This window comes from Enterobacter sp. AC1 (assembly GCF_050434705.1).
Taxonomy (GTDB): Bacteria; Pseudomonadota; Gammaproteobacteria; order Enterobacterales; family Enterobacteriaceae; genus Enterobacter; species Enterobacter cloacae_L.
In genome coordinates, this window is sequence record NZ_JBNDIZ010000008.1 from 42,832 (window position 1) to 64,307 (window position 21,476).

Consider the following 21,476-nt stretch of genomic DNA (forward strand, 5'->3'; position numbering starts at 1 on the left):
ATTATTATTTTTCAGGATGCAGGCTCCCACGCGAGCGCAGCGGACGCGCCCGCGGGGTTATGCATCTGGCAGGTCTCTTTTTTACTTACCAGCTGGCTCGCATACGTTCGCGTACGAGCGCCGAGCTGCGGCGGTTGTCAGCACCCAGACGATTTTTCAGCGTGGTGTCCTGACGAGCGTCACTGATGGCCTGTTGCAGGGTGGTTTTCACCTGCGTCAGATCGTTTTCGGACGGGGCATCCGGGTTGCTGATGTCCAGCAGGTTAGAAAGCAGCCCCAGCGTGGCATAGTTGCTAATGTCATACGCCATTGGTGGAATGGTTGCCGCCAGTTTTTCCAGGGCCTCCACGGTACGCAGCGTAATACGCGCCGCAGACTCTTTGCCCATCGCGTGGATCAGTACGCCTTTATCGTTAAAGGCGATCAGGCGGTTGGCCTGGTAGCCGTGCGCCAGAAACGCGCCGGACATCGCCTTGCCGACGATCAGGCCAATCACCGGATGACCGGCCAGGCGCGCGTTCGCATAGGCTGCTGCCGCACCGGCCAGCGCCTGGTGAATACCAAACGCTTCTTCACGACGGCCATAGGCCTGGCTTGGGACGTCAATCACCGCCACAATCGGGCGCTTAACGGCCTTATCGGCATCCGCCGCGACGGTTTCGCTGACCACTTTCGCCAGCGTCCAGCCTTCCAGCAGACCGACTTCACCCTTCGCGGCGCGCGGGAAGTGGTTGTTGGCATCCGGCACCACGGCAACGAAGCGCACCGCTTCGCCGTTAAGCTCGCCGTCTGCCGCCTGCACGGACGGGCATAGCCCTTCCACACGTTGTGCATTCGGGGCGAGAATATTCAGCCAGAGTTCGCCACGGCTCATTGAGTTAGTCATCATTTCACCTCCCGGGCAAAAAGCGCGTTAATTTGTTCGGCATCGGCCTGTTTGCGGGTGTCGAAATTCGTCAGACGGTTCAGGTAATCGTCATAGTTATCGGTGCGATGTTTCGCCGGCACGCCTTTAGCAATCGCGTCGTTCATCGCCTGTTTCACCGCGTTGATACCGTCGCCGACGAGCGCATCCACCAGCCCGCTTTGGTAGCGCACTTCACCGCCGGTCATGCTCCAGATAAACGGACGATCGCGAGAGTCGTACTCTTCAATCCCGGCTTCCTGCTCGATAACCTGCGGGCCGTTCAGGCCGAGACGCGCTTCGCGGGTCACAATCAGGTAGCTGCACAGCGCCGCCGCGATGGACATGCCGCCGAAGCAGCCCACGGTCCCGGCCACAATCCCGATCACGGGCGTGTAGCGACGCAGGTCGACAATCGCAGCGTGGATATCGGCAATCGCCGCCAGGCCGAGGTTCGCTTCCTGCAGGCGCACGCCGCCGGTTTCGAGGCACAGCACGGCCTGAGTCGGAATGCCGTTGCGGTTATCTTCTGCCGCCAGCTCCAGCGCGGCCGCCATTTTGGCACCGGACACTTCGCCCATGCTGCCGCCCTGGAACGCGCCTTCAATCGCCACGACAACGGCCGGCTGACCGTTAATCGTGCCTTTCGCCACCACCATGCCGTCGTCCGCCTGCGGCACAATGCCCTGCGGGCCAAGCCACGGAGAGATAATGCCCTCAAACGGATCCAGCAGTTCGCGGTAGCTGCCCTCGTCGAGCAGGGCCTGCGCACGCTGGCGCGCTTTTAATTCGATAAAGCTGCTGTCATCACGCATGGCTCACCCCCTCAAAGACCTGTTCGATGCGAATGCGGGCCACGCCCGGCGTCGCGCCGAAATCATGAATGGTCAGTTTTCCTGCCGGCAGGCTGCTGACCGTTTGCAGGCGGTTGAACAGCGCCTCCCAGCGACCACGGCTGTTGTCAACGGAGGTGGTGATATCAATGGTTAGCGTCTGGCCCGGTTCGGCGGTGAAGAGCACCTCCATATCCCCGGAGCCGACTACCCCTGCCAGTGCCCTGCCGCTTAACGCGCGGCTGGCTGGCACGGTCAATGTAATTTTTTCCATAACATCCTCTTAATGCTTTGAATAAGGCGATTCGACGCGGTCAAGAAACAGCGTGGCGGCAAGCAGGTCGGCGGCGCCGCCCGGTGACGCGTTAAGCGCCAGCATCTGACGGTCTAAGTTCGCCAGCGCCTGCTGGCCCGCGAGGGTGGCACAGCCTCCCGCATTCAGTACCGCACGGGCACCGTGCTGCATGGCGTCCAGCCCCTCCATGCCGGCGCGCGACAGCACGCAGGTATCGGTGAGCGACGTCATGATGGCCATCAGCGCATCGAGTCTGGCCTGTGCTTCGCTGCTGCCGTTCAGGCGGCTGAGGCGAAGCTGCGGCAGCGCGCGCTGCATAACGTGCGGGAACGCCTGCTGAGCCTCTTCGCGAGCGCCCGGCACGCGGTAGCGGTGCGTGGCGCGCAGCCCTTTACTGAACACCTTCGGCGCCGCATCGTCCGGCAGTTTTGCCAGCTGCGCGGCGGTGCGGGCGACGTCTTGCGCCCGGGCATCACCGCCCAGCATCGCTACCGCGCTGACCAGCAATCCCAGCGCCCAAATCGCGCCGCGATGGGTGTTTACGCCCCCGGTTGCAGCCATCATCTGCTGCTCGCCCTCGCGGCCGAGCCGCCCGACGGTCTGCCTGAGCGCAATATCTGCCGGACGCTGCCAGCTTTGCTGCGCCAGCGCCTGAAACGTGGGGGTCAGGCTGTGCGCGGAGCGCTCCATCAGCGCAAGGGATAAATCGTGGTGCGCGCCGTTCCCCCGACTGTCCACCAGACCGGGTTTCGGGCTTAAACGTGCTTCGTCAATCAGACACTGCGTGGCGGTTCGCGCCAGCCATTCGGCACCGCCTTCAACCTGAATCTGGGGCAGAAGTTTCATTACCAGCTCCGGAATTTCGCAGGTGGGTTGTAGAGACCGCCGGACCATTCCACGAGGTCTGACACGCTGCCTGCCGCCAGCAGAGAGCGGGTGGCGTCGGTGCGGCGGATCCCCATATCTTCCGGGTAGACCACTTTGCCGCTCTGACGCAGTTCCGCCACGCGTTTAGCATCTACGCCCAGACCAATATCGGTGATACCGGCGACGGCCGCGACCATCGCACGACGCTCTTCCAGATCTTTCGCCCGGTAGAGGTAAGCGATCCCCTCTTCCGTCAGCACGTGGGTCACGTCATCGCCGTAGATCATCACCGGCGCCAGCGGCATGCCGGAGGCTTTCGCCACGTCAACGGCATCGAGTTTTTCCACGAAGGTCGGCTTAACGCCTGCCTGGAAGGTTTCGACCATCTGGACGACCAGTTTTTTACCGCGCTGCATTGGATCCGGTTCGGTGATCATGTTCAGCCAGGCCGGGGTCGCGTGACGACGACCGTGCGGGTCATGCCCCATGTTTGGCGCACCGCCGAAGCCGGAAAGACGACCGCGGGTTACCGTTGAGGAGTTGGCGTAACCATCAACCTGCAGGGTTGAGCCGATAAACATATCGACCGCGTACTGGCCTGCCAGCTGGCAGAACGCGCGGTTAGAGCGCATGGAGCCGTCGGCACCGGTAAAGAACACGTCAGGACGGGCGCGAATGTACTCTTCCATCCCCAGCTCGCCGCCGAAGCAGTGCACGCTTTCGACCCAGCCGCTTTCAATGGCCGGGATCAGCGTCGGATGCGGGTTCAGCGTCCAGTGCTTACAGATTTTGCCCTTCAGGCCAAGCTGTTCGCCGTAGGTAGGCAGCAGCAGCTCGATAGCCGCGGTGTTAAAGCCGATCCCGTGGTTCAGGGACTGCACCTGGTGTTCCGCATAGATGCCCTTGATGGCCATCATCGCCATCAGGATGTGTTCCTGTTTAATCAGACGCGGGTCGCGGGTAAACAGCGGTTCGATAAAGAACGGCTTATCGGCAACCACAACGAAGTCAATCCAGGAGCCCGGAATATCGACGCGCGGCAGGTCACACTCGTCATCCACCAGCTCGTTCACCTGGGCAATGACAATCCCGTCGTGGAACGCTGCGGCTTCCACCAGCGCCGGGGTATCTTCGGTGCTCGCCCCGGTGTAGAGGTTGCCTTTGCGGTCGGCTTTAAAGCCGGCGATCAGCGCCACGTTTGGCGAGAGGTCGACGTAGAGGCGTGAATAGAGCTCGATATAGGTATGAATCGCGCCGATTTCGAGCTGACCATCCTCCAGCAGCTGGGAGATTCGCAGGCTCTGCGTCCCGGAGAAGGAGAAATCCAGCTTGCGGGCAATGCCTTTCTCAAAGATATCCAGATGCTCGCTGCGGCCGACGCTCGGCATGATCATATGCAGGTCGTGGACAATTTGCGGGTTCACTTCGGCAAGCGAGCGGGAAAGGAAATCCGCCTGCTTCTGGTTGTTACCTTCCAGAACGACCTTGTCGCCAGGCGCGATCAGTTTTTCCAGCATGGCGACAAGATCGCCGGTTGGCAGTACCTTGCCCTGCACCGGTACGGACGCCAGACGACGCGCTTTTTCGCTGCGTCGCGTGTTCCATTGCCGGGTGGGTGTTTGCCCAGATAACATTATTAACCTCCTGATTCAGCTAATCATTTTGATTTGCTTAACGTTGAGTAAAGTGTGCGCTCTGGTGAGAAAGGCATCAATTAAGCGTAGAGCGGAATCATTAGCCTGAGAGTAATAATCAAGGTAAAGATTTGTGATCGGGATCAGTTCATGTTTCGGAAATCCAGGCTAAACGGGGTACAATTCGGAAAGTATCGTTAATTTCCGACAAGAATCAGCATCGCGCTTATGACCCAAATCATTCCATCAGACTTCGACATTGCAGCCGAAGACAGCACTGAGTTCGTGCCTATGCGCGGCGTCGCCAATCGCCATTTGCAGACCATGCTGCCGCGACTGATCCGCCGCAAGGTTCAGTTCACCCCGCACTGGCAGCGCCTTGACCTGCCAGACGGTGACTTTCTGGATCTCGCCTGGAGCGAATCTCCGGAGCAGGCCCGCCATAAGCCGCGTCTGGTGGTCTTTCACGGTCTGGAAGGCAGCCTGCACAGCCCCTATGCGCATGGATTAATTGAGGCGGCAAAAGCGCGCGGGTGGCTCGGCGTGGTGATGCATTTTCGCGGCTGCAGCGGCGAACCCAATCGTCAGAAACGCATCTATCACTCGGGTGAAACCGAAGACGGAACGTGGTTTTTACACTGGCTGCGGGAAAACTTTGGCACCGTGCCCACCGCTGCCGTGGGCTATTCGCTGGGCGGCAATATGCTGGCCTGCCTGCTGGCGAAAGAGGGTCAAAGCGTACCGCTGGATGCCGCGGTGATTGTCTCCGCGCCGTTTATGCTGGAGCAGTGCAGCTACCACATGGAGAAAGGCTTTTCTCGCGTCTATCAGCGCTACCTGCTCAACCTGCTGAAAGCCAACGCGGCGCGTAAGCTGAAGGCCTATCCTGATACCCTTCCGGTGAGCCTGCGCCAGCTGAAAAAGGTGCGTCGTATTCGGGAATTTGACGATCTGATCACCGCGAAAATCCACGGCTTCGCCGATGCGATTGACTACTATCGTCAGTGCAGCGCCATGCCGCTGCTCAGTAAGATCGCGCAGCCGACGCTTATCATTCATGCCAAAGATGACCCTTTTATGGATCATCACTCGATCCCCGCTCAGGAATTCCTGCCCGACAACGTTCACTATCAGCTGACGGAGCACGGTGGCCACGTTGGGTTTATCGGCGGCACGCTGCGCCGCCCGAAAATGTGGCTTGAGACGCGTATTCCTGACTGGCTAACCCCTTATCTGGACGGTGCAAAATGATTATTCCCTGGCAGGATCTGGCTCCCGAAACGCTCGATAATCTGATTGAAAGCTTTGTATTACGCGAAGGCACCGATTATGGTGAACAAGAACGCTCGCTTGAGCAAAAGGTCAACGATGTAAAGCGCCAGCTGAAAAGCGGCGACGTGGTGCTGGTGTGGTCAGAACTGCATGAGACGGTCAATATCATGCCCCGCAACGCGTTTCACGGCTGATCTTCCACCCATTTCAGTCAGGGAGTTGCTATGTCTGCCAGACATCCGGTTATTGCCGTTACGGGGTCGAGTGGTGCGGGAACCACCACCACCAGCCTCGCCTTTCGCAAGATTTTCGCCCAGCTGAATCTCCGTGCGGCGGAGGTCGAAGGCGACAGCTTTCACCGCTACACGCGCCCGGAGATGGATATGGCCATTCGTAAGGCGCGCGATCTGGGTAAACACATCAGCTACTTCGGCCCGGAAGCCAATGACTTCGGCCTGCTGGAACAAACATTCATTGAGTACGGACAGAGCGGCAAAGGGCAATCCCGCAAGTATCTGCACACTTACGACGAAGCCGTGCCCTGGAACCAGGTGCCGGGCACCTTTACCCCCTGGCAGCCGCTGCCGGAACCCACCGACGTATTGTTCTACGAAGGATTACACGGCGGCGTGGTCACGCCCCAGCACGACGTGGCGCGACACGTGGATCTGCTGGTCGGGGTGGTGCCTATCGTTAACCTGGAGTGGATCCAGAAGCTGACGCGTGACATGAGCGAGCGCGGCCACTCGCGCGAGGCGGTGATGGATTCCGTCGTGCGCTCCATGGAGGACTACATCAATTACTTAACGCCGCAATTCTCCCGCACGCACATTAACTTCCAGCGCGTGCCGACGGTGGACACCTCCAACCCGTTTGCCGCCAAAACGATCCCTTCTCTGGATGAGAGCTTTGTGGTGATCCATTTCCGCAATCTTGAAGGCATCGATTACCCCTGGCTGCTGGCGATGCTGCAGGGCTCGTTTATTTCGCACATGAATACATTGGTGGTGCCGGGCGGAAAAATGGGACTGGCAATGGAGCTTATCATGACGCCGCTGGTAGAGCGGCTGATGGAAGGGAAGCAGATCGCATAATCATATTCCCTCTCCCGGTGGGTTGAGGAATCCCCAGTATTTTTTTACCAAAAGCGACGAATGCTGTTTCAGGAAAATGAATGACTTACAGCGACGCCCTGGTCCGGCTGTAAATCGCTGAGGCGTTTTCTGCAGGCCGGGGCGAGGCGCAGGGATGCGCCGAGAGGGCGGGCTTTACAGGGATGTTACCTCCGCCCGTCCCCGATAAGCCGGAAGGAATAAGCCGAAGGTACCGCGCAGCGGCGATTTACCGCCGGGAGCCAGGGTCGCCAGGGTGGTGGCGATTGAGCCACCCTGGCACGTTCACAGGTATTGTCGTTACAGAGTAGCAAGGAACATAAAGTGAACGGAATAACCTCCACAGCCGTATGTTCCCCCTCACCCCAACCCTCTCCCTCAAGGGAGAGGGGGTCGTATGTGCAGGCATTATTTTATGGGGATCCCTCAGCCCTGTGGGAGGGGGTGAGGGCATCAACACGCACGATGCCCCATCAATCACGCCTCAATCACTTCATACGAATGGGTAATTTTTACCGCTTTCTCCAGCATTAACGCCACCGAGCAGTACTTCTCCGCAGACAGGTCCACCGCGCGTGATACTGCGGCATCTTTCAGTTCTTTACCGGTCACGATAAAGTGCAGATTAATGTGCGTGAACAGGCGTGGCGCCTCTTCGCGACGTTCGGAAGTAAGCTTCACTTCGCAATCGGTCACATCATGACGGCCTTTTTGCAGAATCGACACCACGTCAATCGCGCTGCATCCGCCTGCCGCCATCAGCACCATTTCCATTGGACTTGGCGCTTTGTCGCCGGAGTTACCATCCATCAAAATCTGGTGTCCTGACGCGGACTCGCCCAGGAACGTTAAACCCTCAACCCACTTCACGCGCGCTTGCATATTTTTGAACTCCAACGTTGCATTTTTGGTGACAGATTACGCGTGCGTTACATTTCTCGCAATGGAAGGCGACCTGCATCATGCTGAAGCGAGACACCAGGAGACACGCGGCGAAAGCTATGCTAAAACACTCAGGATGCTACAGTAATACATTGACGTTACACGTGTATGCAGAGGACATCAAACTTTACTGGCTGCGAAACGTTACGGTAGCCGACTTCCCAGGGTATGGGTAAGAATTCGATTGCAACCCCAGAGTCCGGATGCATCTGATGACTCTGGTGACAGCTTATAACAGAGGATAACAGCGCATGGTGCTTGGCAAACCGCAAACAGACCCGACTCTCGAATGGTTCTTGTCTCATTGCCACATTCATAAGTACCCATCGAAGAGCACGCTGATTCACCAGGGTGAAAAAGCGGAAACGTTGTATTACATCGTTAAAGGCTCGGTGGCAGTGCTGATCAAAGATGAAGAAGGGAAAGAGATGATCCTTTCTTATCTGAACCAGGGCGATTTCATCGGTGAACTGGGCCTGTTTGAAGAGGGCCAGGAACGTAGCGCCTGGGTTCGTGCAAAGACAGCATGTGAAGTGGCTGAAATTTCTTACAAGAAGTTCCGTCAGCTGATTCAGGTTAACCCTGACATCCTGATGCGTCTTTCTTCCCAGATGGCGCGCCGTCTGCAGGTCACCTCTGAGAAAGTGGGTAACCTCGCCTTCCTGGACGTGACTGGCCGTATTGCACAAACGCTGCTGAACCTGGCGAAACAGCCAGACGCAATGACCCACCCGGACGGCATGCAAATTAAAATTACCCGTCAGGAAATTGGTCAGATCGTCGGTTGTTCCCGTGAGACAGTGGGCCGTATCCTGAAAATGCTGGAAGATCAAAACCTGATCTCCGCCCACGGTAAAACCATCGTGGTCTACGGAACGCGTTAATTCCGCTTAAACGGCGTGTCACCCCAGGGTGTCACGCCGTTTTTGTCTCTACTCCCCATGTGGCGCAGGCTGATCTATCACCCGGAAGTTAACTACGCACTGCGACAAACGCTGGTGTTGTGTCTTCCCGTGGCCGTGGGCCTGATCCTCGGACACCTTCAGCAAGGCCTGCTGTTTTCTCTCGTGCCCGCCTGCTGCAACATCGCCGGTCTGGACACGCCGCATAAGCGCTTCTTCAAACGCCTGACTATTGGCGGCTGCCTGTTCGCAGGCTGTAGCCTCGCCGTGCAGCTTCTGCTTGCCCGGGACATCCCGCTGCCGCTGATCCTGACCGTGCTGGCCATGACCCTCGGCGTCACCGCCGAAATCAGCTCGCTGCACGCCCGCCTGCTTCCCGCCTCGCTAATTGCGGCCATTTTCACGCTGAGCCTCGCCGGGAATATGCCGGTGTGGGAGCCGCTGCTGATCTACGCTCTGGGGACGCTGTGGTACGGGCTGTTCAACTGGTTCTGGTTCTGGCTGTGGCGCGAACAGCCGCTGCGCGAATCCCTGAGCCTGCTCTATGTGCAGCTGGCGGATTACTGCGAAGCCAAATACACCCTGCTCACCCAGCATACCGATCCGGAAAAATCCTTGCCGCCGCTGCTGACGCGCCAGCAAAAGGTGGTGGATCTGATAAGCCAGTGCTATCAGCAGCTGCATATGCTCGCCGCCAACAAGAATCACGAATACAAACGGCTGCTGCGCACCTTCCAGGTCGGGCTGGACCTGCAGGAACATATCTCCGTTAGCCTTCACCACCCGCAGGAGGTGCAAAAGCTGGTCGAGCGCAGCCACGCCGAAGCGGTGATCCGCTGGAACGCGCAGACCGTATCGGCACGTCTGCGGGTCCTGGCTGACGACATTCTCTACCACCGCTACCCCACGCGCTTTAACATGGAAAAACAGCTCGGCGCGCTGGAGAAAATCGCCCGCCAGCATCCGGATAACCCGGTTGGCCAGTTTGCCGCCTGGCACTTCAGCCGCATCGCCCGCGTGCTGCGAACTCAGCGCCCGCTTTATCCTCGCGATCTAATGGCGGATAAGCAAAAGCGGCTGCCGTTATTGCCCGCGCTCAGAAGCTATCTGTCTTTGAAATCGTCCGCCCTGCGCAACGCCGCAAGGATTAGCGTTATGCTCAGTACCGCCAGCCTGATGGGCATGGCGCTGCATCTGCCGAAACCCTACTGGATCTTAATGACCGTGCTGTTTGTCACCCAGAACGGCTACGGCGCCACGCGGGTGCGTATTCTGCATCGGGCGGGCGGCACGATGGCCGGGCTGATTATTGCGGGCGTGACGCTGCACTTCCACGTGCCGGAAGGCTATACCCTGGCTGGCATGCTGGCGATTACGCTGGTGAGCTACCTGATAATCCGCAAAAACTACGGCTGGGCGATGGTGGGCTTTACGGTGACGGCGGTATATACCCTGCAACTGCTCACGCTCAATGGAGAACAGTTTATTGTCGCCAGGCTGATTGATACCCTCATCGGCTGCCTGATTGCCTTTGGCGGCATGGTCTGGCTGTGGCCACAGTGGCAAAGCGGGCTACTCAGGCAAAACGCCCACGACGCGCTGGAGGCCGACCAGCAGGCCATTCGCCTGATCCTGAGCGACGACCCGCAGCCCTCCCCGCTGGCTTATCAGCGCATGAAGGTCAACCAGGCGCACAACGCCCTGTTTAACTCGCTCAACCAGGCGATGCAGGAACCGGGCTTTAACTCGCACTATCTGGCGGACATGAAGCTCTGGGTGACGCACAGCCAGTTTATCGTCGAGCACATTAACGCCATGACCACGCTGGCGCGCGAGCACACGATGCTGACGCCGGATCTGGCGCAGCGCTATTTGCAGTCGTGTGAAATTGCGTTGCAGAGGTGTCAGCAGCGTCTGGAGTATGACTCGCCCGGTGAATCGGGAGATTCGAATATTCTGGAAGCGCCTGAAACACTGACCCACGGGCCAATGAGCACCCTTGAGCAGCATCTGCAGCGCGTTCTGGGGCATCTGAACACCATGCACACCATTTCGTCGGTGGCATGGCGTCAGCGCCCGCATCACGGGATTTGGTTAACGCGCCGGTTAAAGCGAACCGAGTATTAGCCTTTAACGATCTTCGCGACCGCCGCGGCAAAGCGGGTTAATCCATCTTCAATATCTTTATCTTCCACCACCAGCGACGGCGCAAAGCGCATCACGTCAGGTCCAGCATTGAGCACCATCACCCCTTCGTGCGCGGCGGCGTGCAGGAAATCACGCGCGCGGCCTTTGAACTGCGGCTTCAGCTCGGCGCCAATCAGCAGCCCCATGCCGCGGATCTCGCTGAAAACATCATATTCATCGTTAATCTGCTGGAGATGCTTCACGAACAGCTCACGCTTCGCGCTAACGCCGTTCAGCACCTCAGGCGTATTGATAATATCAAACGCGGCACCCGCCACGGCGCTCGCCAGCGGGTTGCCGCCGTAGGTAGAGCCGTGAGAGCCCACGTGGAACGCGGAGGCAATATCCTGAGTGGTAAGCACCGCACTGACCGGGAAACCGCCGCCGAGCGCTTTGGCGCTGGTCAGGATGTCCGGCGTCACGCCGTAGTGCATGTAGGCAAACAGATCCCCGGTACGCCCCATTCCGCACTGCACTTCATCAAAGACCAGCAGCGCCTGATGCTCGTCGCACAGTTCGCGCAGCCCTTTCAGGAATTCCGGCGTGGCCGCCGTCACGCCGCCTTCGCCCTGAATAGGCTCGACCACCACCGCGCAGGTGTGGTCGTCCATTACCGCTTTCACCGCATGCAGATCGTTAAACGGCACGTGGACAATGTCTGCCGGTTTCGGGCCGAAGCCGTCGGAATACTTCGGCTGACCGCCAACGGAGACGGTAAAGAAGGAGCGCCCGTGGAAGGCATTGTGGAAAGCAATAATTTTGGTTTTGTACGGGCTGTGGCGCGTGGTGGCGTAGTAGCGCGCCAGCTTGAAGGCGGTTTCATTGGCTTCGGTGCCGGAATTCATAAACAGCACGCGCTCGGCAAACGTGGCATCAATAATCTTGCGGCCAAGGCGCAGCGCCGGTTCGTTGGTGAACACGTTGCTGGTGTGCCACAGGGTTTCGCCCTGGGTTTTCAGCGCGTCCACCAGCGCAGGATGGCAATGACCGAGCGCCGTTACCGCAATCCCGCCCGCGAAATCCACATACTCTTTACCCTGCTGATCCCAGACGCGGCTGCCTTTCCCCTTCACCGGGATAAACTCAGCCGGTGCATAAATCGGCAGAATCACTTCATCGAATGTCGCGCGGGTAATTGCTGGTTGTTCAGTTGCCATGTCATGCCCATCCATTTTATGTCACATTGATTGTGAAAATATAATCACAAAATATGCATAAAAAATCACAGCAAGGCAACAGTTATTCAGCGATTGAGGAAATTTGCCAGCAGCGCGTGCCCCTGTTCGCTGAGGATGCTTTCCGGGTGGAACTGCACGCCTTCGAGATCCCATTCGCGGTGACGAATTCCCATGATCTCCTGCGACTCGCTCCAGGCGGTCACGTCAAAGCAGTCAGGCAGCGTCGGTGGGTCAATCACCAGCGAATGGTAGCGCGTCACGGTTAAAGGGTTATTAAGCCCCGTGAATACTCCGGTACCGACGTGAGTGACCGGCGAGGTTTTGCCGTGCATTACTTTCGCGGCGCGCACGATGGTGGCACCAAACGCCTGGGCAATCGCCTGATGGCCAAGGCAGACGCCCAGAATCGGCAGCTTGCCGGCATAATGCCGTATGATATCCAGAGAAATGCCCGATTCCGACGGCGTACACGGCCCGGGTGAAATCACGATTTTCTGCGGAGCCAGCGCCTCAATATCGGCGAGCTCGATCTCGTCGTTGCGGCGGACAACCACCTCTGCACCCAGTTCACAAAAATACTGGTAAAGGTTCCAGGTGAAGGAATCGTAGTTATCAATCAGCAGAATCATGGCGGCTCCCGAAAAAAATGCCGCCCTATTCTACTCAGATTCCCGCGCTTCGCTCACTACTTTGGCAAAGATCGCGCTCAGCGCGGTCAAATCACCCGTTGCGCCGCTTCGGTTAGCGGCAACCCACTGCTCGGGATCAATATCGCGCCAGTCCAGGGCATAATCCGCATGAATGGCCAACTGCTCGAAGAAAACGCGTTGGGCAATACCATTGCCGCGCATAAAGGGATGCAGCATATTGATTTCGCAGTAATAGTGGCTAATCCTGTCAATAAATGCCGCTTTCTGAAGGCCAACCAGATACTTCTCGCTTTCCAGCGCTGCCATCAGCTCATTACCCATCTTCTCGATGTATTCGAAATGGCAGAACGGAATATCACCTTTAAAAATATCGTCGGTACGGAATTCGCCTGCCTCCTTCATCTCACTGCGATACAGGTGTCGATGAATAAGGCACAGATGGGGTAATCCGGGCGCGGGAGGCCCAAGCTCCAGCGTCTCGATATGGGGTTCTGAGGGACCATTACCTTTTTCAAGGAGACAACTGGCCTGAAGATTGACGTTACGCTGCTGCTCCCAGAGACGGGATTTTTGCTTATCGGTGAGTTTTTTCACTTAACGCCTCCCTGAATAGTCCGTTTGCCACAAGTATAAGCAGCAAAACGCGCTTTCGCAGGGAGAGCTAAATTATACGGGCGAGGATCGCCCGTATTTAAGAAGATTACGGCAGCACTTTCGCGGAGAGGATAACCACTGGTTTTGACGGCACATTCTGGTACGGGCCGACGTCATGGGTAGGCACCTGAGAAATCTTATCGGCCACGTCCATCCCTTTCACGATTTTACCGAAAACGGCATAACCGAAATCACGCTGACCGTGATCCAGGAAGGCGTTATCGGCCACGTTGAGGAAGAACTGGCTGGTCGCGCTGTCTTTATCCGCCGTACGCGCCATGGAGATGGTCCCGCGCTTGTTCAGCAGGCCGTTGTCCGCTTCGTTTTTAATCGGCGGGTTTGGCTGTTTCTGCTGCATCTGCTCGTTGAAGCCGCCGCCCTGAATCATAAAGCCTGGGATCACGCGGTGGAAAGTGGTGTTGTTGTAGAAACCGCTGTTCACATAGTCGAGGAAGTTTTTCACGGAAACAGGGGCTTTCTGGCTGTTCAGTTCCAGCTCAATGGTCCCGGCAGAGGTGGTCAGCAGAACGTGAGGGTCTCCTTTTGCTGCCAGCGCAGCAGGGGAAACGGCAGAAAGAGCAAACACAGCTGCGACAGCCGCCAGTGTTGATTTGAGCATGAGAATTCCTTAACAAAGCGCAGTATAAAAAGCGAATGGCTTGATTCTAAAGAGCAGTATGAACGGAGACCAGCCTTTTACCTAATTTTACGAAATTGAAACAGTTGTAACCACGCAAACGATTGGTATTTGCGCCCTTTTATGTGATCACGATCACATAAAAACCTGCAATGAAGTTCTAATTTCTCTTAAAAGATATGAATAGATCACTTTAATGTCTAAAATCTGCCCGCTCTCAGCGCCCGATCGGCGCTTTTCTTTTTCTGAACAGGCCAGACATGACTAACAGCAATCGCATCAAGCTCACATGGATCAGCTTCTTCTCCTACGCCCTGACCGGCGCGTTGGTGATCGTCACCGGGATGGTGATGGGAAACATCGCAGACTACTTCCAACTGCCCGTTTCCAGCATGAGTAACACCTTCACCTTCCTCAACGCGGGGATCCTGATCTCCATCTTCCTGAACGCCTGGCTGATGGAAATCGTGCCACTGAAAACGCAGCTGCGCTTTGGCTTTGTGCTGATGCTCGCCGCCGTGGCGGGACTGATGCTGAGCCACAGCATCGCCCTGTTCTCCGCCGCCATGTTCGTGCTCGGTCTGGTCAGCGGTATCACCATGTCGATCGGGACCTTCCTGATTACCCATATGTATGAAGGCCGCCAGCGCGGCGCGCGCCTGCTGTTTACCGACTCCTTCTTCAGCATGGCCGGAATGATCTTCCCGATGGTCGCCGCCGTTCTGCTGGCCCGCAGCATTGAGTGGTACTGGGTGTATGCCTGCATCGGCCTGGTCTACGTGGCAATCTTTATTCTGACCTTCGGCTGTGAGTTCCCGGTGCTGGGCAAAAAAGCGCAGACTACCGCAGAACCCGTCGCGAAAGAGAAATGGGGCATCGGCGTGCTGTTCCTCTCCATTGCCGCCCTGTGCTACATCCTGGGCCAGCTGGGCTTTATCTCCTGGGTACCGGAGTATGCGAAAGGCCTGGGCATGAGCCTGAACGACGCGGGTAAGCTGGTGAGCGATTTCTGGATGTCTTACATGTTCGGCATGTGGGCATTTAGCTTCATCCTGCGCTTCTTCGACCTGCAGCGTATTCTGACCGTGCTGGCGGGCCTGGCCACCGTGCTGATGTATCTGTTCATCAACGGTTCTCCGGAGCACATGCCGTGGTTCATTCTGACCCTGGGCTTCTTCTCCAGCGCGATCTACACCTCGATCATTACCCTGGGCTCTCTGCAGACCAAAGTGGCCTCGCCGAAGCTGGTTAACTTCGTCCTGACCTGCGGCACTATCGGCACCATGCTGACCTTCGTGGTCACGGGCCCGATCGTCGCCCACAGCGGTCCGCTGGCCGCCCTGCACACCGCGAACGGCCTGTATGCCGTGGTGTTCATCATGTGCCTCGTTCTGGGCTTCGTGACCCGCCACCGCCAGCACAACGCGGCAGCGGCGTCTCACTAACGTCTACGCCCCTTTGCGCTCGGCAGAGGGGCTGTTTCTGGCAAAGCTCACCTCTTCTCCCCCGATATCCATCTGGATCCAGGTCTGCGCCAGCTGCGTGGTGGCAATCACGCGCCCCTGTCGAATCGACCAGCGCACCGGCACCTGACAGCGCACCGCTTCAAACCCGCTCTCCGCAGGCAGAATAATCAGATTCGCCGGGTTTCCCGTTTCAATGCCGTAATCACTCAGGCCGAAGGTCCGGGCGCTGTTATGGGTGATCAGGTTCAGGCCGCTGTCGATTTGCGGATAGCCCATCATCTGACAGACGTGCAGTCCCATGTGCAGTACCTGCAGCATATTGCCAGTTCCGAGCGGGTACCATGGATCAAACACATCGTCATGCCCGAAGCAGACGTTAATGCCCGCTTCCTGCAGCTCTTTCACCCGGGTGATACCGCGACGCTTCGGATAGTCGTCAAAGCGCCCCTGCAGATGGATGTTGACCAGCGGGTTAGCGACGAAGTTAATTCCCGACATCTTCAGCAGGCGGAAAAGCCGCGAGGTGTAAGCGCCGTTATAGGAGTGCATGGCGGTGGTGTGGCTGGCCGTCACGCGTTCGCCGATACCGGCCTCATATGCCAGCGTCGCCACCGTCTCGACAAACCGCGACTGCTCGTCGTCAATTTCGTCGCAGTGAATATCCAGCGGGCGGTCATATTTCTTCGCCAGGTCAAACGCGATATGCAGCGACTGCACGCCGTACTCGCGGGTGAACTCGAAGTGTGGGATCGCCCCCACCACATCAGCCCCCAGTTTCAACGCTTCTTCCAGCAGCGCCGCGCCGTTCGGGTAAGAGAGAATGCCCTCCTGCGGGAACGCGACGATTTGCAGCGTCACCCACGGCGCAACTTCCTGCTTCACCTCCAGCATCGCCTTCAGGGCGGTGAGCGTCGGGTCGGAGACGTCCACGTGGGTGCGGACAAACTGAATGCCGTTGGCGATTTGCCACTTCAGTGTTTTCCAGGCGCGCGCTTTCACATCCTCATGGCTGAGCAGCGCCTTGCGCTCTGCCCAGCGCTCAATGCCCTCAAACAGCGTGCCGGACTGGTTCCAGTTCGGCTCGCCCGCCGTCTGGGTGGTATCAAGATGGATATGCGGCTCGATGAACGGGGGAATAGCCAGCCCACCGCGCGCATTCAGTACTTCATAACTTTCGGCATGGGTGTCGTCCATTGGGGTGATGTCACCAAATCGCCCGTTCTCAATGGCAAGCTGCCACAGCCCTTCCCGACCCGGTAAACGAACATTCTGAACAAGCCATAACGGTGTTGTAGACATACCTTTCCCCTAAAAAACGCAGCTGATATTCAGGCGTATCGATTTTTGCAAAACCGCCCCTGATTTGTACACAAATTCAACGAACACGAAAAGCCTGCGATTTCCGCCACTTATAAAAATCCTGACAAATCAGTCGCATACCACCTAAGGGGTAGGCGAAGACGTATTTGATTTGCATCAATAAGCGCCCCTGCTGAATCGTTAAGGTAGGCAGTAATAGAAAAGAAATCGAGGCAATAATGAGCAAAGTCAGACTCGCTATCATCGGTAACGGCATGGTCGGCCACCGCTTTATTGAGGATCTTCTCGATAAAGCCGATGCTGAGCAGTTCGATATTACCGTGTTCTGTGAAGAACCCCGCAAGGCGTACGATCGTGTGCACTTGTCTTCCTACTTCTCCCATCATACCGCCGAAGAGCTCTCTCTGGTGCGCGAAGGTTTCTACGAGAAGCATGGCGTAAAAGTGCTGGTGGGCGAACGCGCTATCACCATCAACCGTCAGGAAAAAGTGATCCACTCCAGCGCCGGCCGTACGGTTTTTTACGACAAGCTGATTATGGCGACGGGCTCCTATCCGTGGATCCCACCGATTAAAGGCTCAGAAACTCAGGATTGCTTCGTCTATCGTACCATTGAAGATCTCAACGCCATTGAGTCCTGCGCACGTCGAAGCCGCCGTGGTGCGGTAGTCGGCGGCGGCCTGCTAGGCCTCGAAGCCGCAGGCGCGCTGAAAAACCTCGGCGTTGAAACCCACGTCATCGAATTTGCCCCAATGCTGATGGCCGAACAGCTGGACCACATGGGTGGCGATCAGCTGCGTCGTAAAATCGAAAGCATGGGCGTAAAGGTTCACACCAGCAAAAACACCAAAGAGATCGTCCAGGAAGGCACCGAGGCGCGCAAAACTATGCGCTTTGCCGACGGCAGCGAGCTGGAAGTTGACTTCATCGTCTTCTCCACCGGGATCCGCCCGCGCGACAAGCTGGCGACCCAGTGCGGTCTGGCCGTCGCCCAGCGCGGCGGGATCATGATTAACGATACCTGCCAGACCTCCGACCCCGATATCTACGCGATTGGCGAATGCGCCAGCTGGAACAACCGCGTATATGGTCTGGTAGCGCCGGGTTACAAAATGGCGCAGGTTGCCGTGGACCATATCCTCGGCACCGAAAACGCCTTCGAAGGCGCGGACCTGAGCGCCAAGCTGAAGCTGCTGGGCGTGGACGTTGGCGGTATTGGCGATGCGCATGGCCGCACGCCTGGCGCTCGCAGCTACGTTTACCTCGATGAAAGCAAAGAAGTGTATAAGCGCCTGATCGTCAGCCAGGATAATAAGACCCTGCTCGGCGCGGTGCTGGTGGGCGACACCAGCGATTATGGTAATCTGCTGCAGCTGGTGCTGAACGCTATTGAACTGCCGGAGAACCCGGACGCGCTGATCCTGCCGGCGCACGCCTCCAGCGGTAAGCCCTCTATCGGCGTGGATAAACTGCCGGACAGCGCGCAGATCTGCTCCTGCTTCGACGTCACCAAGGGCATGCTGATTTCAGCCATCAACAAAGGCTGCCACACCGTGGCGGCGCTGAAAGCGGAAACCAAAGCCGGTACCGGCTGCGGCGGCTGTATTCCGCTGGTCACACAGGTGCTGAACGCCGAGCTGGCAAAACAGGGCATCGAAGTGAACAACAACCTGTGCGAGCACTTCTCGTATTCTCGCCAGGAGCTGTACCACCTGATCCGGGTGGAAGGGATTAAGTCCTTCGACGAACTGCTGGCGAAACACGGCCAGGGCTACGGCTGCGAAGTGTGTAAACCGACCGTCGGGTCACTGCTGGCCTCCTGCTGGAACGAGTACGTGCTCAAGCCGGAACATACGCCGCTGCAGGACACCAACGACAACTTCCTGGCGAACATTCAGAAAGACGGCACCTACTCCGTTATTCCACGCTCTGCCGGTGGCGAAATTACGCCGGAAGGGCTGGTGGCCGTGGGCCACATTGCACGTGAATTTAACCTGTACACCAAAATCACCGGCTCCCAGCGCATCGGCCTGTTTGGCGCGCAGAAGGACGACCTGCCGGAAATCTGGCGTCAGCTGATTGAAGCGGGCTTCGAAACCGGCCACGCGTATGCCAAAGCGCTGCGTATGGCGAAAACCTGCGTGGGCAGCACCTGGTGCCGCTACGGCGTGGGCGACAGCGTGGGCTTCGGCGTGGAGCTGGAAAACCGCTACAAAGGCATCCGTACGCCGCACAAAATGAAGTTCGGCGTCTCCGGCTGTACCCGTGAATGTGCGGAAGCGCAGGGTAAAGACGTGGGGATCATCGCCACCGAGAAAGGCTGGAACCTGTACGTCTGCGGCAACGGCGGGATGAAGCCACGCCACGCGGACCTGCTGGCCCCGGATCTCGACCACGACACGCTGATTCAGTATCTCGACCGCTTCATGATGTTCTACATCCGTACCGCCGATAAGCTGACCCGTACGGCCTCCTGGCTCGATAATCTGGAAGGCGGAATCGACTACCTGAAGTCGGTCATCATCGACGATAAGCTGGGCCTGAACGAACATCTGGAAGCCGAGATGGCTCGCCTGCGCGCGGCGGTGATCTGCGAGTGGACTGAAACCGTTAATAGCCCGGCGGCACAGACCCGCTTCAAACACTTTATCAACAGCACCCAGCGCGACCCGAACGTACAGGTTGTGCCAGAGCGTGAACAGCATCGCCCCGCAACGCCGTATGAACGTATTCCGGTCACGCTGGTGGAGGAAAACGCATGAGCCAGTGGATAAACATTTGCGATATTAACGACATTATCCCGGCAACCGGCGTGTGCGCGCTGCTGGGCAGCGAGCAGGTTGCGATTTTCCGCCCTCGCCACGATGAGCAGGTCTTTGCCATCAGCAATATCGACCCGTTCTTCGAGGCCAGCGTGCTCTCCCGTGGACTGATTGCGGAACATCAGGGTGAACTGTGGGTTGCCAGCCCGTTGAAAAAGCAGCGTTTCCGTTTAAGCGACGGGTACTGCATGGAAGATGAAAGCTTCTCCGTGAAGCACTACGACGCCCGCGTGAAGGACGGCAAGGTGCAACTTAAAGGCTAACCTCCGCCCTTTTAGGGATAGCGGCAGGAAAGTCGTATGTTCTGTACGATTCCTGCTGTTATCCTGACGTCAATTCTTACCCCCTCCATGAATGCTGCGAGGTAATGTCGTGGATCACCTGCCGATTTTTTGTCAATTACGCCACCGCGACTGCCTGCTTGTGGGCGGCGGCGACGTGGCTGAGCGCAAAGCGCGCCTGCTGTTAGAGGCTGGCGCCCGACTGACCGTCAACGCCATTGCCTTCGCCCCCCAGTTTGACGTCTGGGCGCAGGAAGGGATGCTTACGCTGGAGCAGGGGGAGTTTAATGAATCCCTGCTGGATACCTGCTGGCTGACCATTGCCGCGACGGACGACGATGAAGTGAACCAGCGCGTCAGCGACGCCTGCGAAGCGCGCCGTATCTTCTGCAATGTGGTGGATGCGCCGAAAGAAGCCAGCTTTATCATGCCGTCGATTATCGACCGTTCACCGCTGATGATCGCGGTATCGTCCGGCGGCCGCTCGCCCGTTCTGGCGCGTCTGCTGCGGGAAAAGCTCGAAGCCATACTGCCACAACACCTCGGTCAGATTGCCCACTACGCGGGGCAGCTGCGTTCCCGGGTGAAGCAAACCTTCGCGACCGTTGGCGAGCGTCGTCGCTTCTGGGAAAAATTCTTCGTGAACGACAGGCTGGCGCAGTCGCTGGCGAATCAGGACAGCAAAGCGGTTGAAGAGACAACGGCGCAGCTATTCTCCGAACCGCTGGACCATCGCGGCGAAGTGGTGCTGGTGGGCGCAGGTCCTGGCGATGCGGGCTTGCTGACGCTGAAAGGGCTACAGCAGATCCAGCAGGCGGATATTGTGGTTTACGATCGTCTGGTCTCTGATGACATCATGAACCTGGTGCGTCGCGATGCCGACCGCGTCTTCGTCGGCAAACGCGCGGGCTACCACTGCGTTCCGCAGGAAGAGATTAACCAGATCCTGCTGCGCGAGGCGCTAAAGGGAAAACGCGTGGTGCGCCTGAAAGGGGGCGATCCGTTTATCTTTGGTCGCGGAGGCGAAGAGCTGGAAACCCTGTGCGACGCGGGTATTCCCTTCTCCGTAGTGCCGGGGATTACGGCGGCATCCGGCTGCTCAGCTTACTCTGGCATTCCGCTGACCCACCGGGATTACGCCCAGAGCGTGCGTCTGGTGACGGGCCACCTGAAGACCGGCAGCGAGCTGGACTGGCACAACCTGGCCGCCGAAAAGCAGACGCTGGTGTTCTATATGGGGCTTAATCAGGCCGCGACTATTCAGGCGAAACTGCTGGAACACGGCATGGTGGCAGATATGCCCGTCGCGCTGATCGAAAACGGTACCGCCATTACGCAGCGCGTGGTGGATGGGGTGCTGACGCAGTTAGGCGAACTGGCGCAGCAGGTCGAAAGCCCGGCGCTGATTGTGGTTGGCCGCGTGGTTGAACTGCGCGATAAACTCAACTGGTTCTCGAATCACTAACGCATATTCCTTCTCACCGGAGTAGTCCTTAAGCGGACTACTCCCCTCTTACCGC

At 57.8% G+C, this 21,476-nt stretch carries 20 protein-coding genes; 9 read left to right on the plus strand and 11 right to left on the minus strand.

Annotated elements, in window-relative coordinates; genetic code table 11:
* Positions 1-85: 85 nt before the first annotated feature.
* From mdcE to mdcA, 5 genes are read right to left on the minus strand one after another with little or no spacing between them, the layout of a single operon-like run.
* The gene (mdcE, locus tag M2433_RS19745) at positions 86-886 is read right to left on the minus strand and encodes a biotin-independent malonate decarboxylase subunit gamma (RefSeq protein WP_429056868.1); all 801 of its coding nucleotides are present in this window, start codon (positions 884-886) and stop codon (positions 86-88) included.
* Positions 886-1,719: a biotin-independent malonate decarboxylase subunit beta gene (locus M2433_RS19750; protein ID WP_047345766.1), complete on the minus strand. Its 834-nt coding sequence runs from the start codon at positions 1,717-1,719 to the stop codon at positions 886-888. Before M2433_RS19750 ends, mdcE begins: the two co-directional genes overlap by 1 nt.
* Positions 1,712-2,011, minus strand: coding sequence for a malonate decarboxylase acyl carrier protein (mdcC, locus tag M2433_RS19755; protein ID WP_014885504.1), 300 nt, complete (start codon positions 2,009-2,011; stop codon positions 1,712-1,714). Before mdcC ends, M2433_RS19750 begins: the two co-directional genes overlap by 8 nt.
* A 9-nt stretch (positions 2,012-2,020) precedes the next feature.
* A complete protein-coding gene (locus M2433_RS19760; RefSeq protein ID WP_429056563.1) occupies positions 2,021-2,878 on the minus strand; it encodes a triphosphoribosyl-dephospho-CoA synthase in 858 nt (285 codons plus the stop codon).
* Positions 2,878-4,533, minus strand: coding sequence for a malonate decarboxylase subunit alpha (mdcA, locus tag M2433_RS19765; RefSeq protein WP_039024078.1), 1,656 nt, complete (start codon positions 4,531-4,533; stop codon positions 2,878-2,880). Before mdcA ends, M2433_RS19760 begins: the two co-directional genes overlap by 1 nt.
* Positions 4,534-4,761: 228 nt before the next feature.
* Here mdcA and M2433_RS19770 point away from each other — a divergent pair, with 228 nt between their 5' ends.
* From M2433_RS19770 to M2433_RS19780, 3 genes are read left to right on the plus strand one after another with little or no spacing between them, the layout of a single operon-like run.
* Entirely contained in the window at positions 4,762-5,784 is a 1,023-nt protein-coding gene (locus tag M2433_RS19770) for a hydrolase (protein ID WP_429056560.1), read from the plus strand.
* Entirely contained in the window at positions 5,781-5,999 is a 219-nt protein-coding gene (locus tag M2433_RS19775; protein ID WP_008503016.1) for a YheU family protein, read from the plus strand. The genes M2433_RS19770 and M2433_RS19775 overlap by 4 nt, the downstream gene beginning before the upstream one ends.
* Before the next feature lie 30 nt (positions 6,000-6,029).
* Entirely contained in the window at positions 6,030-6,899 is an 870-nt protein-coding gene (locus tag M2433_RS19780) for a phosphoribulokinase (RefSeq protein WP_429056558.1), read from the plus strand.
* A 495-nt stretch (positions 6,900-7,394) separates the two neighbouring features.
* Here M2433_RS19780 and M2433_RS19785 read toward each other — a convergent pair whose 3' ends face one another.
* Positions 7,395-7,799 carry an OsmC family protein gene (locus tag M2433_RS19785; RefSeq protein ID WP_010436331.1) on the minus strand — a complete coding sequence of 135 codons (405 nt, stop codon included), beginning with the start codon at positions 7,797-7,799 and terminating at the stop codon, positions 7,395-7,397.
* 311 nt (positions 7,800-8,110) lie between these two features.
* Here M2433_RS19785 and crp point away from each other — a divergent pair, with 311 nt between their 5' ends.
* Together crp and M2433_RS19795 are read left to right on the plus strand one after the other, a co-directional pair.
* Entirely contained in the window at positions 8,111-8,743 is a 633-nt protein-coding gene (gene crp, locus M2433_RS19790) for a cAMP-activated global transcriptional regulator CRP (RefSeq protein ID WP_000242758.1), read from the plus strand.
* 57 nt (positions 8,744-8,800) lie between these two features.
* A complete protein-coding gene (locus M2433_RS19795) occupies positions 8,801-10,888 on the plus strand; it encodes a YccS/YhfK family putative transporter (RefSeq protein WP_429056866.1) in 2,088 nt (695 codons plus the stop codon).
* Here the strand turns inward: M2433_RS19795 and argD are convergent.
* The 4 genes from argD to ppiA all read right to left on the minus strand — a co-directional run bounded on the left by argD (position 10,885) and on the right by ppiA (position 14,049).
* A complete protein-coding gene (gene argD / locus M2433_RS19800; RefSeq protein WP_429056537.1) occupies positions 10,885-12,105 on the minus strand; it encodes a bifunctional acetylornithine/succinyldiaminopimelate transaminase in 1,221 nt (406 codons plus the stop codon). The two genes, M2433_RS19795 and argD, sit on opposite strands and share 4 nt — an antisense overlap.
* Before the next feature lie 86 nt (positions 12,106-12,191).
* Complete coding sequence (pabA, locus tag M2433_RS19805) at positions 12,192-12,755, minus strand: aminodeoxychorismate synthase component 2 (RefSeq protein WP_429056534.1); 564 nt, start codon at positions 12,753-12,755, stop codon at positions 12,192-12,194.
* A 30-nt stretch (positions 12,756-12,785) separates the two neighbouring features.
* Positions 12,786-13,370 carry a putative adenosine monophosphate-protein transferase Fic gene (locus tag M2433_RS19810; RefSeq protein ID WP_429056531.1) on the minus strand — a complete coding sequence of 195 codons (585 nt, stop codon included), beginning with the start codon at positions 13,368-13,370 and terminating at the stop codon, positions 12,786-12,788.
* Positions 13,371-13,476: 106 nt separating this feature from the next.
* Complete coding sequence (gene ppiA, locus M2433_RS19815) at positions 13,477-14,049, minus strand: peptidylprolyl isomerase A (protein WP_429056528.1); 573 nt, start codon at positions 14,047-14,049, stop codon at positions 13,477-13,479.
* Between the two features lie 278 nt (positions 14,050-14,327).
* Between ppiA and tsgA the strand changes: the two genes are divergently transcribed.
* Positions 14,328-15,512 carry an MFS transporter TsgA gene (gene tsgA, locus M2433_RS19820; RefSeq protein WP_059311244.1) on the plus strand — a complete coding sequence of 395 codons (1,185 nt, stop codon included), beginning with the start codon at positions 14,328-14,330 and terminating at the stop codon, positions 15,510-15,512.
* Between the two features lie 3 nt (positions 15,513-15,515).
* On the opposite strand, the gene M2433_RS19825 is transcribed toward tsgA, so the two are convergent.
* The gene (locus M2433_RS19825; protein WP_429056525.1) at positions 15,516-16,832 is read right to left on the minus strand and encodes a cytosine deaminase; all 1,317 of its coding nucleotides are present in this window, start codon (positions 16,830-16,832) and stop codon (positions 15,516-15,518) included.
* A 239-nt stretch (positions 16,833-17,071) separates the two neighbouring features.
* Between M2433_RS19825 and nirB the strand changes: the two genes are divergently transcribed.
* The 3 genes from nirB (at position 17,072) to cysG (ending at position 21,421) form a co-directional block, all read left to right on the plus strand.
* A complete protein-coding gene (gene nirB / locus M2433_RS19830) occupies positions 17,072-19,615 on the plus strand; it encodes a nitrite reductase large subunit NirB (protein WP_429056522.1) in 2,544 nt (847 codons plus the stop codon).
* On the plus strand, positions 19,612-19,938 hold the full coding sequence (nirD, locus tag M2433_RS19835) for a nitrite reductase small subunit NirD (RefSeq protein ID WP_429056519.1): 327 nt from the start codon (positions 19,612-19,614) through the stop codon (positions 19,936-19,938). The genes nirB and nirD overlap by 4 nt, the downstream gene beginning before the upstream one ends.
* Before the next feature lie 109 nt (positions 19,939-20,047).
* Positions 20,048-21,421, plus strand: a complete 1,374-nt coding sequence (gene cysG, locus M2433_RS19840) for a siroheme synthase CysG (RefSeq protein ID WP_429056516.1) — start codon at positions 20,048-20,050, stop codon at positions 21,419-21,421.
* Positions 21,422-21,476 lie beyond the last annotated feature (55 nt).

Bases quoted from the DNA above. Each gene is read 5' to 3' on its own strand.
- mdcE (WP_429056868.1), bottom strand. From the start codon at position 886: ATGACTAACTCAATGAGCCGTGGCGAACTCTGGCTGAATATTCTCGCC.
- M2433_RS19750 (WP_047345766.1), bottom strand. From the start codon at position 1,719: ATGCGTGATGACAGCAGCTTTATCGAATTAAAAGCGCGCCAGCGTGCG.
- mdcC (WP_014885504.1), bottom strand. From the start codon at position 2,011: ATGGAAAAAATTACATTGACCGTGCCAGCCAGCCGCGCGTTAAGCGGC.
- M2433_RS19760 (WP_429056563.1), bottom strand. From the start codon at position 2,878: ATGAAACTTCTGCCCCAGATTCAGGTTGAAGGCGGTGCCGAATGGCTG.
- mdcA (WP_039024078.1), bottom strand. From the start codon at position 4,533: ATGTTATCTGGGCAAACACCCACCCGGCAATGGAACACGCGACGCAGC.
- M2433_RS19770 (WP_429056560.1), top strand. From the start codon at position 4,762: ATGACCCAAATCATTCCATCAGACTTCGACATTGCAGCCGAAGACAGC.
- M2433_RS19775 (WP_008503016.1), top strand. From the start codon at position 5,781: ATGATTATTCCCTGGCAGGATCTGGCTCCCGAAACGCTCGATAATCTG.
- M2433_RS19780 (WP_429056558.1), top strand. From the start codon at position 6,030: ATGTCTGCCAGACATCCGGTTATTGCCGTTACGGGGTCGAGTGGTGCG.
- M2433_RS19785 (WP_010436331.1), bottom strand. From the start codon at position 7,799: ATGCAAGCGCGCGTGAAGTGGGTTGAGGGTTTAACGTTCCTGGGCGAG.
- crp (WP_000242758.1), top strand. From the start codon at position 8,111: ATGGTGCTTGGCAAACCGCAAACAGACCCGACTCTCGAATGGTTCTTG.
- M2433_RS19795 (WP_429056866.1), top strand. From the start codon at position 8,801: ATGTGGCGCAGGCTGATCTATCACCCGGAAGTTAACTACGCACTGCGA.
- argD (WP_429056537.1), bottom strand. From the start codon at position 12,105: ATGGCAACTGAACAACCAGCAATTACCCGCGCGACATTCGATGAAGTG.
- pabA (WP_429056534.1), bottom strand. From the start codon at position 12,755: ATGATTCTGCTGATTGATAACTACGATTCCTTCACCTGGAACCTTTAC.
- ppiA (WP_429056528.1), bottom strand. From the start codon at position 14,049: ATGCTCAAATCAACACTGGCGGCTGTCGCAGCTGTGTTTGCTCTTTCT.
- tsgA (WP_059311244.1), top strand. From the start codon at position 14,328: ATGACTAACAGCAATCGCATCAAGCTCACATGGATCAGCTTCTTCTCC.
- M2433_RS19825 (WP_429056525.1), bottom strand. From the start codon at position 16,832: ATGTCTACAACACCGTTATGGCTTGTTCAGAATGTTCGTTTACCGGGT.
- nirB (WP_429056522.1), top strand. From the start codon at position 17,072: ATGAGCAAAGTCAGACTCGCTATCATCGGTAACGGCATGGTCGGCCAC.
- nirD (WP_429056519.1), top strand. From the start codon at position 19,612: ATGAGCCAGTGGATAAACATTTGCGATATTAACGACATTATCCCGGCA.